This is a genomic window from Caldicellulosiruptor acetigenus (genome assembly GCF_026914305.1).
Lineage (GTDB): Bacteria > Bacillota > Thermoanaerobacteria > Caldicellulosiruptorales > Caldicellulosiruptoraceae > Caldicellulosiruptor > Caldicellulosiruptor acetigenus.
Map to the genome: position 1 here is coordinate 816454 of NZ_CP113866.1, position 16198 is coordinate 832651.

The window sequence follows — 16198 nt, forward strand, 5'->3', positions numbered from 1 at the left end:
AAGGGAGGTTTTAAGAAAGTGGCTAACATTACCTCAAAAGAGCTCATGTTTTTAGAAGACAATATCAAGATGATGCAAAATTCTATCAACTTTATTGCAGGCGTATCTGACCAGATTACAGACGTATCACTTAAAAATCTGTGCCAGCAGTGTGTAAACCACCACAAAAGTGACATAAACATCCTGTCAAGATTTATTGAAAATCCAAACATTCAATAACAGAAAAAGGGGTGATAGCCATGAAGACACTTTCAGACAGAGATATTGCTTTTTCGCTTTTGAACTCTTTAAAGCTTCAGGCAACAGCTTTGACAAACTTAGTTTTAGAGAGCACAAACAATGCTCTCAGAAGAGAAGCTATGTCAGTTTTGACCAGGGTATTTGACCATCAGAAACAGATTTTTGATTTCCTCTCGCAAAAGGGCTGGTACCCTGTTGAAATGGCAAAGCAAGAGGATATTACAAAGGCTCAGAGGGATGTTCAAACAATTCAGAACAATATCCAAATGGTTTCGATGTAAAAACCTTCATTTAAAGGGCAGACCTGCAAGTTTTTTAAAGTCTGCCCTTTTTGATTTTTAAAAACTTTTTTTCATGACAATCCATTTGCCTTGAGGATCTCGTGACATTCCAATTTGATAGAATCCAAATTTTTTGTATAGTTTTATAGCAGGCAGATTATCTGGTCTTACTTCTAATTTTACTTCTTTTACTCCTTTTGATTTTAAAAATTCAAGTCCTGCCTCAACAAGTTTTGTTCCAATGTTTTTTCCTCTGTAGCTTTTTAATGTACCAATAGAGAGAATTTGTGCGGAAATTTGACTTGCATATTTTGTCTGAAACCTAAAAAAGTCAATCTTGTTGGAAAGAATTTTCCATATTGGTCTTATGCCAAAACCGTACAGGCCCAAAAGCCATTTGATAGTCCACTTTAAAAACGAAAGGGTCAAGATTGCAGCAATCCATACCTTTTTGATGTCTCTGACAACACATATATACCCTGCAATCTTTTTATTTTCTTCATCTTCATAGACCAAGAAACCATGAGGTTCTGAAATGAGCACAACTTTGAATATGTCTTCTATAGCAGAGTTTTTGATTCTGTTCTCAAAGTAGAACTCAATGCTGTCAGAAAAAGCTTCTCTGAAAATTTGTGCTATCTGGGGAAGGTCAGAAAACTTTGCACATCTTATCATACGACTCACCTTGCTGAAATAACAAATCTTTTTTATATGCTTTGCTACGTTGTTATTTAAATTATACCCGTTTTTGAAGAAGAAAGAAAGAAAAATAAGAGTTTTGTAGGGGATACTTACCAAAATATTACAGCAAAAATTTTTTAAAAAGGATATTGACAAAAAATCTTTTATAAGTATAATAAATAATGTCGACGGCGGGAAACAGAAGACGCCGAAGACAAAAAAGAATGAGAGGTTCCTCGGTAGCTCAGCGGTGGAGCATCCGGCTGTTAACCGGAGGGTCGTAGGTTCGAATCCTACCCGGGGAGCCAATTTTATTAAGGGCCTTTAGCTCAGCTGGTAGAGCGGCCGGCTCATAACCGGTTGGTCTGGGGTTCGAATCCCTAAGGGCCCACCAATTTCAAAAATAAAAGCAAGTCTTCAAAAAGACTTGCTTTTTTGTTTTATTCTTGGTCTTTTTCAGGCTCTTCATGATTTCGCGCTAAGTTTTCAAAAAGCAGTCTGTATACCGTCTCAGCATTTTTGTTCCAATTTTTACAAATTCTTTTTGCAATCTCAACGTGAGGTACGTTTACTTTTATTTCAAACAAGATACTATTTCCTTCACGAAGAGAGCATATAACTATGTATTCGGTAGGACTGAGTATTTTGTAATCAGAATAGATTTCTGTATTAAGTTTAATCTTTCTATAATTCTTCTTTATGTATTCTTCTACTTCCTCGACTGTAGCTTTTGGAAGCAAATCCAAAAGAATGTTTAAAACATCTCTGCCGGTTTGTGATATCTCAATGTATGTTCTAATCTCATCATCATATTTGTGGATTAGCTTTTGAGCCTCGAGTTCTTTGAGATACTGCTGGTATTCAAAAAAGTTCATGTACTTTGTTGAGAGGACAAACTCGTCAAGCTGCTGGATAGGAATGGGGATGTTTATCTTGCTCAAAAAAAGTAAAAGTATAAGCTTGTTTTGGGCAAGGGTATGTATTTCGTTGAATTCATCAGACATATTTTTCCACTCCTTTTTTACTTTTAAAGCCGCCATATCGTGTTTGAAAATATGGCGGCTTGTATATTTTGTCCTTTTTAAAAACTGGCATTTTACCTTAAGTTAAATTCTCCCAGTGTTTTCATTCTCTCAATTTCTTTGATTATGATATCATACAGGTTCAAATCCAAAGTGTTGCAGATTGAGGCTAAATAAAATAATGTGCTTCCAATCTCTTTTTCAATCAAATCTCTGCAATTTTCACAAAGATGTCCTTCAACATGTGTTTTGAGGTACTTTTTTGCTTCTTTCAAGCTCACATCTATAGGAATTTCCTGTTTTTTAGCATTTATTCTTATGCATCCACAGTTTGTGACCGATTTTATTATGCTTCTATTGACACGTGCTGCTGATTCGGAAAACTTTGTGAGGCTGTCAAGTATACTTTTGTTTCGTATCAAAAGTTCATCAACGACATATTGGAAATCGTCTATAAAGATATCCTTCAACATCTTTCACTCCTAAAAAACAACTTTAGTTTAATTATAAATTTCTTCAAAATCAAATGTCAATAGAATTTTAAAGATGGCTTTTCATAACAAAAACAAAGTAGTAAAATATTAAAAACAGCATTTTTGCGAAGGAGGAAATACCATTTAATGAAGATTAGCTTTTCAACAGTAGGATGTCCCAACTTTACCTGGGATGAGATCTTAGCTGCTGCCAAAGATTTTGGATATGACGGTATTGAACTGAGAGGACTTGGAGATGAACTTGAAGTATATAAAGCAGAACCTTTTTCTCCTGAGAACTTGCCATCGACAAAAAAGAGATTAAAAGAACTGAATTTAGAGATTTCGTGTTTGGCAACCTCATGTTATATATTTGATAAATCTTACCAGGAAAATACATTAGAGTCTGCAAAAGCGCACATTGAACTTGCAAAAGATCTTTCTTGCAAATACATAAGAGTTTTGGGAGACAGATGGATAACACCTGGGGAGGATGTCGATAGAGAATTTGTAAAAGACATGCTTTGCAATTTGTGCGACATGGCAAAGGAGTATGGTGTTGACGTTTTAATTGAGACAAATGGCGTGTGGGCAGAATCAAAAAGGCTTGCTGATTTGCTTGAAAAGGTGCCGTATAAAAATGTTGGTGTTGTGTGGGACATTCACCATCCTTTCAGGTTTTTTGAGGAGGATGTTGAGAAAACCTTTAGCAATTTGAAAGAGTATATAAAACATGTTCATGTAAAAGACTCAAAAATTGAAAATGGCAAGCTTGTGTTTAAAATGATAGGCGAGGGTGATGTGCCTATTGAAAAGGCGATAAATCTTCTTTTGCGGCAAGGTTACAGCGGTTATATTTCTTTTGAATGGGTAAAAAGATGGTTTTCTGACCTTGAAGAGCCGGGAATTGTGTTTTTGGAGTTTATCAATAGAATCAAAAAGATGATTAAATAAAAAAGAAGAGGGGACTGGTAAATTACAACTTTGACCAGCCCCTCTTGCTTATTTTATTTCCCATTGCTGTTCAAAAGGTGAAGTTTGAACTTATCATGTATAGCTCTTACTGCCTTTTCAGCATCCTTTTCGTCAATCAAGACTGATATCTTTATCTCAGATGTCGAAATCATTTCGATGTTGATACCTGCATCATAGAGTGCTTCAAACATCATTGCAGCAACGCCTGGATTGTTGACCATTCCAGCACCTACAATGGATACCTTTGCAACATTGTCAGCATATGTTATATCCTTTGCACCAATTACGTGCAGATTCTTTGTCAAAACATCAAGTGTCTGCTTTAAGTTGCTCTTTGACACTGTAAAGGATATATCCTTTGTCTTTTCTCTTCCAATTGATTGCAAAATTATATCAACATTTATATTCTCTTTTGCCAAAAGTGAAAATATCTGAAATGCCTTGCCTGGAACATTTTCAACTCCAATCACCGCAACCCTTGCAATGTCCTTATCACACGCAACACCGGATACTAAAAGCTTTTCCACCGAATTTACCTCCTTCACAATTGTTCCTTCATTGTCGTTGAAAGATGACCTAACAACAAGAGGGATATTGTATTTTTTTGCAAGTTCAACAGACCTATTATGAAGTACCTTTGCACCAAGTGTGGCAAGCTCTAACATCTCATCATAAGAAATTTCTTTGAGCTTTGATGCGTTTGGAACAATTCTTGGGTCTGCTGTATAAACACCGTCAACATCTGTATATATTTCACATTTGTCAGCTTTCAAAGCTGCAGCCAGAGCTACGGCTGTTGTATCAGAACCTCCACGCCCCAGCGTGGTTATATCGTCATACTTATTTATTCCCTGAAAACCTGCAACAACAACTATGTTCCTCTTATCAAGCTCTCTTTGGAGCCTTTCTGTGTCAATTTCAATGATTCTTGCATTTGAATAGTGGCTGTCTGTCTTTATTCCTGCCTGCCACCCGGTCAGCGAAATGACAGGATACCCAAGCTTTTCAATTGCCATTGCCATGAGTGCAATTGAAATCTGCTCACCTGTGGAAAGAAGCATATCCATCTCTCTTTTTGAAGGGTTTTCGTTTATCTCTTTTGCCTTTTCAATAAGCTCGTCTGTTGTGTCGCCTTGAGCTGAGACAACAACCACAACCTTGTTTCCTTTCTCATACTCGCTAATTGCCCGCCTTGCTGCCCGAAATATTCTTTCTTTGTCTGCAACAGATGTTCCACCATACTTTTGGACAACTATTCCCAAGATATTTCCCTCCCATGTAAGTAATGTCAATGGTCTAAAATAAAATTTCACAAGACCATTTTGATACTATTATATTACACTTTTGAGTAGTTTGCTTTATCTTTTTAAACTTGTGCTCTGAACAGAAAAAACTGTTGCACCGCTATTGTCAGCTTCCAAAATCATAAAGTCCCAGTTAGCCGCAAGCTCCATGTTGGCAAGTGCGTTTTTGACGTTCTGTTCAAAGATCTCATAATTCTCATCAACAAGAGCTATTATAGAAGGTCCTGCACCAGACAAAAACGCTCCTTTTGCGCCAAACTCTAAAGATAGGTTAACAATTTTATCAAAGTCAGGAATGAGCTTTTTTCTGTACGGCTGGTGAAGCCTATCCTGTGTTGCAGCCGGCAAAAGCTCATAGTTTCCAGTTGTGATTGCACTTGCAAAAAGCGTTGCTCTGCCAATGTTAAACACGGCATCTTTGAACTCAATGTATTTTGGCAGAATATTTCTTGCATATTCTGTTGACAGCTGAAAATCAGGGATGAACACTGCAAACTTGAGTCTTGCTGGTACAACAAACTTGATATAATTTACCTTTTTATCTTCCAGCACTGCAAACACAAGTCCACCAATCATTGCTGGTGTTGAGTTGTCCGGATGCCCCTCCATCTTTGCAGCCAAATAAATCATCTCTTCTTCAGAAAGTTTTCCGCCACTGAGTAAATTTGCAGCATAGATTCCGCCTGAGATACATGCGGCAGAAGAACCAAGCCCGCGCGTCAGAGGAATTTCGTTTATAAGGTTTATCCTAAGCCCTCTTGGATACCAGCCAACCTCATCAAACACCGTCTTCATAGCTTTGAACACAAGGTTATTTTCATCCTTTGCAATTGATGGGTCATCCGGGGATGAAGTAATTATAAGTCCTTTTTCAATTTCTTCAACTTCAATGATGTTGTAAAGCTTTAGAGCAACACCCATACAGTCAAATCCGGCACCAAGGTTTGCCGACGATGCCGGAACCTTTACAGAAATCATTTTTTCAACTTACCTCCAGACATTTTAGCTTATATATTTTCATCGTATCTAACAATAGATAAGACCTTTTCTACAACAGAAATCTTTTCAAGCTGAGAAATCTTTTCTCTGAACTCACTTTCTTTCAACTCATGTGTCACAAACGCAAATTCGTTTGTGCCTATTGGTCTATGTGTGTTTACTATCATGCAGTCATTGAATATGAGAGAAACAGCATCTTTTGCCTTGGTGTAGTCTTTGTATTTGACTCTTACAAAGAATCTGCAGGATGTATTTTCAATGTCCACAACTTCAATGTCCCCTGAGATTGCCCATGTGTAGACATAAGACTTGTCAATGTGTTTAACAATGTCTATGATGTCGCCAACAACAGCGCTTGCTGTTGGAAGCTTTCCAGCACCTTGGCCATAGAACATCACATCACCAATTGCATCGCCTTTTACCAGAATTGCATTGAACACGTCATCCACGTTTGCAAACGGGCTTTTGTAAGATATCATAAGGGGCGAAACTCTTGCAAACACTCTTTTGTCATCAATCTTTTTGCTCATTGCAATGAGCTTTATTGTGCAGCCAAGCTCTTCAGCATACTCCATATCTTCTTTTGTTATCTTTGATATCCCTTCTGTGTAAATGCTTTCATAGTTTACATAATGAGAGTATGCAATAGATGAGAGGATTGCAATCTTTCTGCACGCGTCATGACCCTCTATATCATTGCTTGGGTTTCTTTCTGCGTATCCTTTTTCCTGAGCTTCTTTTAGAGCATCTTCAAACGAAAGTGAATACTTTTTCATCTGAGTGAGAATATAGTTTGTTGTACCATTTAAAATTCCTGCGATCTCTGTAATTTGATTTCCTGCCAAGCAGTTTTGAAGAGGTCTTATAATGGGAATTCCTCCACCAACACTTGCTTCAAAAAAGTAGTTTATATTGTTTTCCTTTGCAATCTTCAAAAGTTCTGGGCCGTGCTTTGCAACAAGTTCCTTGTTGGATGTTACAACGTGTTTCCCGTTTAAAAGAAGCTTTTTTGTATAAGTGTATGCAGGTTCAAGCCCGCCTATTGTCTCAATAACAATTGAAACTTCGGGGTCATTCAATATAATATCAAAGTCTTTTATCATCAAATCTTTTGCAGGATGATCAGGGAAATCGCGAATGTCAAGAATGTATTTTACCGATATTTCTTCTCCTGCTCTTTTTGCAATTGATGATGCATTTTTTGTTAAAACTTCCCATACACCTGAACCAACAACGCCAAATCCCATTATTGCAACCTTTGCCACTTCTGTTTCCCTCCCTTTTCAAAACCTTTTTAGTACTCTTCTCTTCCCAGAATCTCAATCTTTTTAACACCATCAACCTTTTCAATCTCAAGGATCAAATCTTTAACAGACTTTGTCATCCCCGATGTTCTGATAGAAATTGAGACAGTTGCAATTCCACCAAGAGGGATGTTTTGATTGATTGTAAGAATGTTTGCATTTGTTTCAGAAATAATGTTTAATATCTTTGACAAAATCCCAGGGATGTCTTTTAAAACAAGAGCAAGAGTTATAATCTTGCCATGGGAACTCTCAAAAAAGGGAAATATACAGTCTTTGTATTTGTAAAAAGCACTTCTTGAAATACCCACCATCTTTACAGCTTCATTTACAGCTTTCACTTCACCCTTTTCTAATAGTTCTTTTGCCTTGACAACTTTCAAAAAGACTTCTGGCAGAACACTTTCTTCAACTATATAGTACGTGGCATCTTTCTTTAGCATAGCTACTGTTCACCTATAAAAGACAAATGTCTTTATGGAATGGATTTTAGCATATGTTTTTAAAAAATTCAAGTATAAAAAGAAAATTTGTATTGCATATTAAGTGGTAGAAAGGAGAATTTGGGCAAGATGATAAGGCTTTCGGATATCATAACAAAATACAGTATACTGATGTTTCTTCTGAGTGGCATTTTGATATTTTTGCTTGACGTAAAGGAACTAAAATCTAAAAACTTGCAAAGAGAAATGAGACTTGCAAGAATAACTGGAATTTTACTTGTGTGTATTGGGGTTTTCATGTATATTATAAAACTTTTTATATGAAAGTGGTGAAGAACCATGGGTTTTATTGAAATAATAAAACACAGAAGAGAAAGGAAAAGAAGTTATCAGCAGAAAGAGACAAAAACATTTGTTGAAGCCCAGGATAAAATCTTTCCATCTATTGATGAAAACATCAAGTACGTGAAAGAACTGCTTGTTGACAACGATGACATTGTAATAAGAAGGTTTTTTGCAGGCAATGTAAAATGTGCAACCATCTTTGTTGACGGGCTTGTAAACAGAGAAATAATTGACAGGGATGTAATAAAACATCTTATGGTAGAGATACAGCTTTTTAAAGAGGAGATTTCTCAAAAAGATGCGTATAGCAAAATTCTAAATACTCTTCTTGCAACATCTGATATAAAAGAGGTTACAAGCTTTAAAGATGCTATTTTAGATCTTCTATGCGGAGAGACACTTCTTTTTGTTGATGGGACTGACAGGATAATAAGAGTTTCTACAAGAAGCTTTCCCAACAGAGGTATTCAACAGCCAATCTCAGAGAATGCTGTAAGAGGTCCGCGCGACAGTTTCAATGAAGTTGTGAGGTTTTCAACAGCACTTATTCGAAGAAGGGTAAGGGACACAAGGCTTAGGATAAAGAACATGAAAGTAGGCAGGCGTTCCCAGACAGATATATATCTTGTGTATATCGACGACATCGTCGACAGAGATGTTTTAAATGAGGTAAAACAGAGGCTTTCAAAAATAGACATTGATGCTGTCATAGAAGCCGGGATGATAGAACAGCTAATTGAAGATGATATCTTTTGTCTATTTCCAACCATTCAGCACACAGAGAGGGTTGACACAGCAGTTGCCGCAATCTATGAAGGAAGAGTTGTGATTCTCTGTGACAATACAAACACAGCTTTGATTGTTCCGGCAACTCTTATGACACTCATCCAGCACGCAGAGGACTATTATGAAAGATGGCACATTGCAACGGTGATAAGAATCCTGAGGGTAATTGCAGCATTAATTGCTATGACGCTTCAGGGATTTTATATCTCTATATCATCATTTACACCCAGTATGATACCACCTGACTTAGGGCTTTTTATCGCAGCAACAAGAGAGGGTGTGCCAATTCCAGTGTTTGTTGAAGCGCTGTTTTTGGAGTTTATGCTTGAGCTTTTAAGAGAGGCTGGTTTGAGACTTCCAGGTCCAATCGGTCAGACAATTGGGATTGTTGGTGGTCTTATAATAGGACAAGCTGCTGTTCAGGCGGGAATAATCTCACCTATAATGGTCATACTTGTTGCAACAACTGCAATTGCTTCATTTGCCATCCCTGCTTACAACTTTTCTATATCGCTCAGACTCTTAAAATTTATCTATATTGTTGTATGTGCAGCTTTGGGGCTTTATGGGTTTATTTTGCTAAGTCTTATTATTCTTAGCAATCTTGTAAAACTCAAAAGTTTTGGCGTGCCAATTTTATCACCTTTTGTTTCATTTGAGATAATGGACTACAAAGACACTGTGGTAAGGCTTCCGACAAGGTATTTGTGGGCAAGACCAATATTTGCATCAACTTACCAGAAAATAAGAATGATGTATGAAAGAAATACTCTTCCAAGTTCGGCAGGTGATAGCAAATGACTATAAACGACAATGATAAGATTTCAAGTTTTCAGTGTTTTGTGTTGTTTGTTTCTGTAATGATAGGAATAGGAATAATGTTCATGCCTGCATCTGTTGCAAAAACTACTGAGCAAAACGGGTGGCTTGCGGTGCTGCTTGGTGGGATGCTATCTTTTGCAGTATTTCTTTTAATATCTAAAATTACAATGTCAAATCCAGATGTCACTTTCATTGAACTTTTGAATGATGCGTTTGGCAAGATTTTAGGTATTTTCTTTTCGCTTATATATGTCCTATACTTTATCATCTTTTCGGCATTTGAAACAAGACTGATAGCAGAGACTGCAAAAGAGTTTTTGTTCAACCTCACACCAAATGAAGTTTTGATAATTACATTTCTTCTCACATGTGCGTATATCTCCAGATATGGGATTGAGGTTATAGCAAGGATATGTGAGATATTGATGCCAGGAATTGTTGTAATTATTGTAGTTTTAAGTTTTTTTGTGTATCAGCGGCTTGATTTTTCAAACCTTCTTCCCATTTTGAACATTCCTTTTTTAAAACTGATTCAGGGGATTGGGACAACAATATTTAGTTTTCTGGGATTTGAGGCATTCCTGTTTTTCATGCCTTATATAAGAAGAAAAGACAAGCTTATAAAAAGTGCGTTGTTCGGGTTTTTGGTCACAGTTTTGCTCTATGAAGTGATAATAATATTTGCAACAGCTGATTTTGGGGCAAAAGAGATGCAGACAATGATCTGGCCAACCTTGAACCTTTTTAGGGATGTGACAGTTTTGGAGGTTGTAATTGAAAGACCAGAGAGCATAATTGTTGCCCTGTGGATGATAACAACCTATACAACGGAGATTATTTTCTTGATGACAACAGGCTTGATTTTGGCGAGGATTTTCAACACCAAGGAGCACAACTTCTTTGTATTTTCACAGCTTCCTTTCATTTACATTCTTTCTTTGATCCCTCAAAATATATCTGAGACACAGAAGCTTATGGACTATTTTAGCTACTTTTTTGCAACCTTTGTTGTTTTATTTTTGCCGCTTGTCACCTACACTGTCCTTTCTATTAAAAAGAAGGTGAAAAAGACATGAAGCCAAAAAAAAGAGCATTTTTAGCAATTTTAATAGTTTTCCTTGCATTTCTGTTATCAGGTTGCTGGGACAGGGTTGAGATAGAAGACAGAGGCTATATTCTTGCCCTTGGTGTTGACAAGTATGACCCGAGTGATTTGAACAAGTATGAAACCAGAGAGTATATTGACCTTGACAGAAAAACTCAGAAATTTTCTCCTGAACAACAAAAACCTGATATCAAGACAGACCAGAAAGGGATTGACCCACAGACAAAAAGAAAGGTAAAACCACCTCTTCCAAGCAGCAAAAATGAATACAAGTTTGCAGTGACAGTGCTTTTCCCAAACCTCAGAACCATAGGGAAGGATTCAAAGCCGGACGAGCAGATGAGATTTTTGTTTGTAAGACCCACAAATAATGTAATAGGCATCCGAAACTACCTTGAAAGAGAGATAAACAAAAGGCTGTATTATGGGTATTTAAAGGTTGTTGTGTTGGGAAGAGATTTAGTAGAAGAGCCAGGTTATGTGAGAGAGGTTTTGGATGCTCTCAACAGAGAAAGTGATATTCCTCAAAACACATTTTTGCTTGTGTCAGAGACAACAGCAAGAGATATTCTAAACACCATGCCTCTTGTTCAGCCTGTGACTGGCATTCATCTTTTTGAGATATCAAAAAATGCATCAATTTATGGAAGAATAATTGATACACCTTTAAGCCAGGTTGTAAATAGTTTTATAAATTCAAACTGCGCAGTTATATCGAGGGTGGAACCTGGGGTTGAAACCTTGAAAGTAGCTGGTGCTGCTGTGTTTAAGAATTTCAGGTTTGTTGGCTGGCTGGATGAAAAGCAACTTCAAATCTATAAGCTTCTCATGGGCAAGGCAAAACACACCTTTATTAACGATTTGAAATACAAGTCCACGTATGTTCCATTTATTACCACAGAGATTCAGACCAAAAAGAAAATAAAAAGCGAAAAAGGAAGATTAAAGATTGTTTACAATCTGAGGATAGAAGGGGAGGTTATTGAGTTTGTGTTCAAAAGTGGGTACAAAGTCTTGAATGACCCTATGAGAAAGTATATTCAAAGTGAGCTAAATAAAATTATAAAGAAAAGAGCAGATGATCTTATTTATCTTTTGAAGTACCGATACAACGCCGATGTTTTGGGAATTGGGGATTTTATTTCAAAGCACAGACCAAAAGATTGGGAAAAGCTCAAGAAAAACTGGGATGATGAGTTCAAGAAAATAGATATAGAGGTTGTAACAGATGTAAGGCTAAGACGAAGCGGGACAATTTACTGAAAAGGTTTTTCAGTATTTTTTATGTATAAATCTTGTTTTTTGAGTGAATGCTAAAAATAGAAATACTTTTGAGAGGAAAAGGGAGAATGGTGCAAAAAATTCGACTTTCCAGAGCATACATTTTAGCAGCAGTTTTATCACTTTTGAGTTTTATTATGATTTACGAGTTTTTAAATTTCAAGCAGATAGATGCTCTGCAAAAAGACTTGTCTGCCTCGGTTGTGAGACTTCATGTCATAGCAAATAGTAATTCAAAAGAGGACCAAGAGCTAAAACTTTATGTTAGAAACAAGCTTATGGAGTTTCTATCGCAAAACATAGATTATTCAAGAGGAAAGTTGCACGTTTTAAAAGAGATTGCTGATAAAAAATCCCAAATAGAATGTTATCTCAATCAAGCTTTAAAAGAAAAAAGAAAATCCTATGAGGTGAAGGTGGCTATTCAAAGGGATTTGTTTCCAAACAGGGTTTATAGCAATTTCCTTTTCCCATCAGGTATATATGACTGTGTTAAGGTTTTCATAGGCGATGGTAAAGGGAGAAACTGGTGGTGTGTTATATTTCCGCCACTTTGCATAGTAGATGAGGCAAAGCTTGAACTTCCAGCTGAGGCAAAAAAAGAGCTCAAAAGTTCACTTTCCAAAAAAGAGTATTTGATTGCAACAAGTTATGGCAGCATAGACAAGATGCCTGTAAAGTTGAGACTCAAGATATATGAGATTTTGAAAACAAAATTTTATAAAGAGGCGTGGTTTAAACGTATTTTCAGGAGTATATAGGGCCGCAATTACATTTTGAGAAAACTTTAAAATGCTCTTTTAGCAAAGCTTTTTGTAAGCTTGCTGAAAGAGCTTTTTATTTTTTTGACATTTAGAGTATTTAAAAGTTATAGTCTTTTTTGATATACTTAATAACGTAATAATCAAAAATCTTAAAGTAATAGGAGGAAGATTTAATGAACCTGAAAGAGAAATTCAGACACGTTTTGAATTTTCCCAAAGAGGGTATAGATTTTATTGATATAACAACAGTTTTGCAGGACAAGGACGCATTCAAATACGCTATAGACTCTCTTGTAGATTTGGTCAAAGACCTTGACTTTGAACTTATTGTCGGGCCAGAATCGAGAGGGTTTATATTTGGCGCACCTGTTGCGTATGTGCTGAACAAAGGTCTTGTTCTTGTCAGAAAGAAAGGCAAGCTTCCTTACAAGACAGTCTCTGTTGAATACGAGCTTGAATATGGGAAAGATGTGCTTGAGATGCACATTGATGCTATAAAACCTGGTCAGAAGGTTGTGATAATCGACGACCTTTTGGCAACAGGGGGTACAACACTTTCAAACATAAAGCTTGTTGAGAAACTTGGTGGTGAGGTTGTGGGTATTGCATACCTTGTTGAACTCACATACCTCAACGGAAGAGAGAATTTAAAAGGTTACGATGTCAGGTCTGTTGTACAGTTTGAATCTTCTTTGATATAAAACAAGTGGACCTAAAGAGAGGTCCATCGAGGTGAAAAGAAGCTTGAGTGACAAATTAAATGAGCTGATAGAAAAGGTAAAAAAGTATGCCTCAGAAGAAGATATAAATCTTATCAAAAAAGCATTTGAATTTGCGCAAAAGTATCACGATGGGCAGGTGAGAAGCTCTGGCGAGCCATATATAGTGCATCCTCTCGAGGTTGCACTGATTTTAGCAGATTTGGAGCTTGACATTGCGTCAATTGTTGCTGGGCTTTTACATGATGTTGTGGAGGATACTTCTGCGTCTTTAGAAGATGTAGAGAGGGAGTTTGGGAAAGAGATAGCCGAGCTTGTAGATGGTGTCACAAAACTTGGCAAGCTTGAATTTACCAGTAAGCTTGAAAGACAGGCAGAAAACTACCGCAAAATGCTCATTGCAATGGCAAAGGATATAAGGGTGATTTTGATAAAACTTGCAGACAGGCTCCACAATATGCGAACTTTAAAATACCTTCCACCTGAAAAACAGAGACAAAAAGCCCAGGAAACAATTGACATATATGCTCCGCTTGCCCATAGACTTGGAATTTCAAAGATAAAGTGGGAGCTTGAAGATTTGTCCCTGCGCTATCTTGACCCTGAAGGATATTATGACCTTGTTGAAAAGATTGCAAAAAAGAGGGTAGAAAGAGAAGAGTATATAAAGAAAATTATTTCGCTTATCTCAGAAAAACTCAAAGAGGCAAACATTGAGGTGGGTCAGATAGACGGAAGGCCAAAACATTTTTATAGTATCTATCGCAAGATGAAAGAGCAGGGTAAAACTTTAGAGGAGATTTATGACCTTTTTGCTATCAGAATCATTGTAAATTCGGTGAAAGACTGCTATGGCGTTCTGGGAATAATTCATACACTGTTCAAGCCTATGCCGGGCAGGTTTAAAGACTACATTGCAATGCCAAAACCGAACATGTACCAGTCACTCCACACAACTGTGATAGGACCCGAAGGCGAGCCATTTGAGGTGCAGATAAGGACATTTGACATGCACAGGACAGCCGAGTATGGTATTGCTGCGCACTGGAAATACAAAGAGGGAAGGATTAAATCAACTGATGAGGATGAAAAGTTTGCATGGCTGAGAGAGCTTTTGGAGTGGCAGAAAGAGCTCAAAGACGCAAAAGAGTTTATGGAGTCTTTAAAGATAAACCTGTTTTCTGACGAGGTTTTTGTATTTACTCCAAAAGGAGATGTTATAAGCCTGCCACAGGGATCAACCCCCATTGACTTTGCATATGCAATCCACAGCGAAATAGGCAACAAGATGGCAGGTGCTAAGGTAAACGGAAAGCTTGTCCCCATTGATTATGAGCTCAAAAACGGTGATATTGTTGAGATTATTACATCACCCAACGTCCATGGTCCAAGCCAGGACTGGCTCAAGATTGTCAAGAGTCCTCAAGCAAAGAGCAAGATAAACGCATGGTTTAAAAAAGAGAGAAAAGAAGAGAATATTCAAAAAGGCAAAGACATATTGGAAAAGGAGCTCAAAAAGTTGAATCTTCCTTTGCAATTTGCTCTAAAAGAGGATGTGCTGCAGGCAGTTTCGCAAAGATATGGCTACAGAACACCTGAAGACATGTTTGCTGCACTTGGGTATGGTGGTATTACAGCTACTAAAGTGGCTCTGAGGATAAAAGAGGAGATAAAGAAATACATCAAAGAAGATGGTGAAAAAGAACTTCAGATTGAAAAACCAAAGCCTGCGAAGGCTTCTTCAAATAACGGAATACTTGTAAAAGGTGTTGAAAATGTTCTTGTGAGGTTTGCAAAATGTTGCAACCCGGTACCTGGCGATGAAGTGATAGGATACATCACGCGGGGAAGAGGCGTTTCAATCCACAGGCGTGACTGTCCAAATGTTGAGCAGTATTTAAAAGAGCCAGAGAGGATTGTTGAGGCTGAATGGAACGTGACAAAAGATGCAAAGTTTGACGCTACAATCAATGTTCTTGCAAACGACAGGACAGGAATACTGATGGACATAACAAACTTGCTTGGTGAGAACAAAATTTCAGTAAAGGCTATACAGGGAAGGACCACACGAGACAGGATTGCCAATATAAATCTTACTGTTGAAATAAGTTCGACAGAACAGCTTGAGAAGATTATAAGAAAGCTTAGAAAAATTGACAGTGTTTTTGAGGTCCAGCGTGTAAAAGGAGGCTAAAAGACTTTGAGAGCTGTTGTTCAAAGAGTGAAAGAAGCTTTTGTTGTGGTTGACGGCAAAGAGGTTGGAAGAATCCAAAAAGGTCTTTGTTTACTTGTTGGTGTTGCACAGGATGATACAGAAGAGGATGCTGATTATCTTTGTGAAAAGGTTGTAAACCTTAGAATATTTGAAGATGAAAATTCAAAGTTCAATCTTTCTCTTTTGGATGTAGGTGGCGAAGTTTTGGTTGTCTCAAATTTTACAGTTATGGGCGATGCAAGGAAAGGGAGAAGACCGAACTTCATGTTTGCAGCAGAAAAAGAAAAGGCAGAAAGGCTGTACAACTACTTTGTTGAAAGGCTTAAAGAGAAGGTTAAAAAGGTTGAATGTGGAGTTTTTCAGGCGCACATGGAGGTAGGTATTTTAAATGACGGGCCTGTGACAGTTTTGCTTGACAGCAAAAAGGTTTTCTGAGCAG

18 protein-coding genes and 2 tRNA genes are annotated in these 16198 nt (G+C 37.3%); 13 read left to right on the forward strand and 7 right to left on the reverse strand.

Features of this window, described 5'->3' with window-relative positions; genetic code table 11:
- Positions 1 to 18: 18 nt before the first annotated feature.
- Entirely contained in the window at positions 19 to 219 is a 201-nt protein-coding gene (locus OTK01_RS03860) for a hypothetical protein (RefSeq protein ID WP_013432083.1), read from the forward strand.
- Positions 220 to 239: 20 nt separating this feature from the next.
- Complete coding sequence (locus OTK01_RS03865; protein ID WP_013432084.1) at positions 240 to 521, forward strand: spore coat protein; 282 nt, start codon at positions 240 to 242, stop codon at positions 519 to 521.
- 57 nt (positions 522 to 578) lie between these two features.
- On the opposite strand, the gene OTK01_RS03870 is transcribed toward OTK01_RS03865, so the two are convergent.
- Positions 579 to 1196, reverse strand: a complete 618-nt coding sequence (locus OTK01_RS03870; protein WP_013432085.1) for a GNAT family N-acetyltransferase — start codon at positions 1194 to 1196, stop codon at positions 579 to 581.
- A 239-nt stretch (positions 1197 to 1435) separates the two neighbouring features.
- On the opposite strand from OTK01_RS03870, the gene OTK01_RS03875 reads away from it, so the two are divergent.
- Positions 1436 to 1510: transfer RNA gene (locus OTK01_RS03875), tRNA-Asn, on the forward strand.
- 10 nt (positions 1511 to 1520) lie between these two features.
- Positions 1521 to 1596 (forward strand) — tRNA-Ile (locus OTK01_RS03880).
- 46 nt (positions 1597 to 1642) lie between these two features.
- Here the strand turns inward: OTK01_RS03880 and OTK01_RS03885 are convergent.
- Together OTK01_RS03885 and OTK01_RS03890 are read right to left on the reverse strand one after the other, a co-directional pair.
- Complete coding sequence (locus tag OTK01_RS03885) at positions 1643 to 2206, reverse strand: DUF4364 family protein (RefSeq protein WP_013432088.1); 564 nt, start codon at positions 2204 to 2206, stop codon at positions 1643 to 1645.
- Positions 2207 to 2298: 92 nt separating this feature from the next.
- Positions 2299 to 2697, reverse strand: coding sequence for a nucleoside triphosphate pyrophosphohydrolase family protein (locus OTK01_RS03890; protein ID WP_013432089.1), 399 nt, complete (start codon positions 2695 to 2697; stop codon positions 2299 to 2301).
- Positions 2698 to 2844: 147 nt separating this feature from the next.
- Between OTK01_RS03890 and OTK01_RS03895 the strand changes: the two genes are divergently transcribed.
- Complete coding sequence (locus tag OTK01_RS03895; RefSeq protein ID WP_029229147.1) at positions 2845 to 3651, forward strand: sugar phosphate isomerase/epimerase family protein; 807 nt, start codon at positions 2845 to 2847, stop codon at positions 3649 to 3651.
- Positions 3652 to 3704: 53 nt separating this feature from the next.
- Here OTK01_RS03895 and OTK01_RS03900 read toward each other — a convergent pair whose 3' ends face one another.
- The 4 genes from OTK01_RS03900 to OTK01_RS03915 all read right to left on the reverse strand — a co-directional run bounded on the left by OTK01_RS03900 (position 3705) and on the right by OTK01_RS03915 (position 7722).
- A complete protein-coding gene (locus tag OTK01_RS03900) occupies positions 3705 to 4934 on the reverse strand; it encodes an aspartate kinase (protein WP_013432094.1) in 1230 nt (409 codons plus the stop codon).
- Between the two features lie 96 nt (positions 4935 to 5030).
- Positions 5031 to 5954, reverse strand: a complete 924-nt coding sequence (gene thrB, locus OTK01_RS03905; RefSeq protein WP_013429769.1) for a homoserine kinase — start codon at positions 5952 to 5954, stop codon at positions 5031 to 5033.
- Positions 5955 to 5983: 29 nt separating this feature from the next.
- Positions 5984 to 7240: a homoserine dehydrogenase gene (locus tag OTK01_RS03910; protein WP_029229148.1), complete on the reverse strand. Its 1257-nt coding sequence runs from the start codon at positions 7238 to 7240 to the stop codon at positions 5984 to 5986.
- A gap of 29 nt (positions 7241 to 7269) precedes the next feature.
- The gene (locus tag OTK01_RS03915) at positions 7270 to 7722 is read right to left on the reverse strand and encodes an ACT domain-containing protein (protein ID WP_029229149.1); all 453 of its coding nucleotides are present in this window, start codon (positions 7720 to 7722) and stop codon (positions 7270 to 7272) included.
- Positions 7723 to 7851: 129 nt separating this feature from the next.
- Between OTK01_RS03915 and OTK01_RS03920 the strand changes: the two genes are divergently transcribed.
- From OTK01_RS03920 to dtd, 8 genes are all read left to right on the forward strand, one after another.
- Positions 7852 to 8046, forward strand: coding sequence for a CLC_0170 family protein (locus OTK01_RS03920; protein WP_029229150.1), 195 nt, complete (start codon positions 7852 to 7854; stop codon positions 8044 to 8046).
- Positions 8047 to 8061: 15 nt separating this feature from the next.
- A complete protein-coding gene (locus OTK01_RS03925; RefSeq protein ID WP_029229151.1) occupies positions 8062 to 9654 on the forward strand; it encodes a spore germination protein in 1593 nt (530 codons plus the stop codon).
- Entirely contained in the window at positions 9651 to 10751 is a 1101-nt protein-coding gene (locus OTK01_RS03930) for a GerAB/ArcD/ProY family transporter (RefSeq protein WP_013432099.1), read from the forward strand. Before OTK01_RS03925 ends, OTK01_RS03930 begins: the two co-directional genes overlap by 4 nt.
- Positions 10748 to 12043 (forward strand): Ger(x)C family spore germination protein, encoded by a 1296-nt coding sequence (locus OTK01_RS03935; protein WP_029229152.1) that lies wholly within the window; start codon positions 10748 to 10750, stop codon positions 12041 to 12043. The genes OTK01_RS03930 and OTK01_RS03935 overlap by 4 nt, the downstream gene beginning before the upstream one ends.
- Positions 12044 to 12129: 86 nt before the next feature.
- Positions 12130 to 12822, forward strand: a complete 693-nt coding sequence (locus OTK01_RS03940; RefSeq protein ID WP_029229153.1) for a stage II sporulation protein R — start codon at positions 12130 to 12132, stop codon at positions 12820 to 12822.
- A 176-nt stretch (positions 12823 to 12998) separates the two neighbouring features.
- Positions 12999 to 13526 (forward strand): adenine phosphoribosyltransferase, encoded by a 528-nt coding sequence (locus tag OTK01_RS03945; protein ID WP_013402756.1) that lies wholly within the window; start codon positions 12999 to 13001, stop codon positions 13524 to 13526.
- Positions 13527 to 13557: 31 nt separating this feature from the next.
- Positions 13558 to 15738 (forward strand): RelA/SpoT family protein, encoded by a 2181-nt coding sequence (locus tag OTK01_RS03950; RefSeq protein ID WP_013432102.1) that lies wholly within the window; start codon positions 13558 to 13560, stop codon positions 15736 to 15738.
- Between the two features lie 6 nt (positions 15739 to 15744).
- On the forward strand, positions 15745 to 16194 hold the full coding sequence (gene dtd / locus OTK01_RS03955; RefSeq protein WP_029229155.1) for a D-aminoacyl-tRNA deacylase: 450 nt from the start codon (positions 15745 to 15747) through the stop codon (positions 16192 to 16194).
- Positions 16195 to 16198 lie beyond the last annotated feature (4 nt).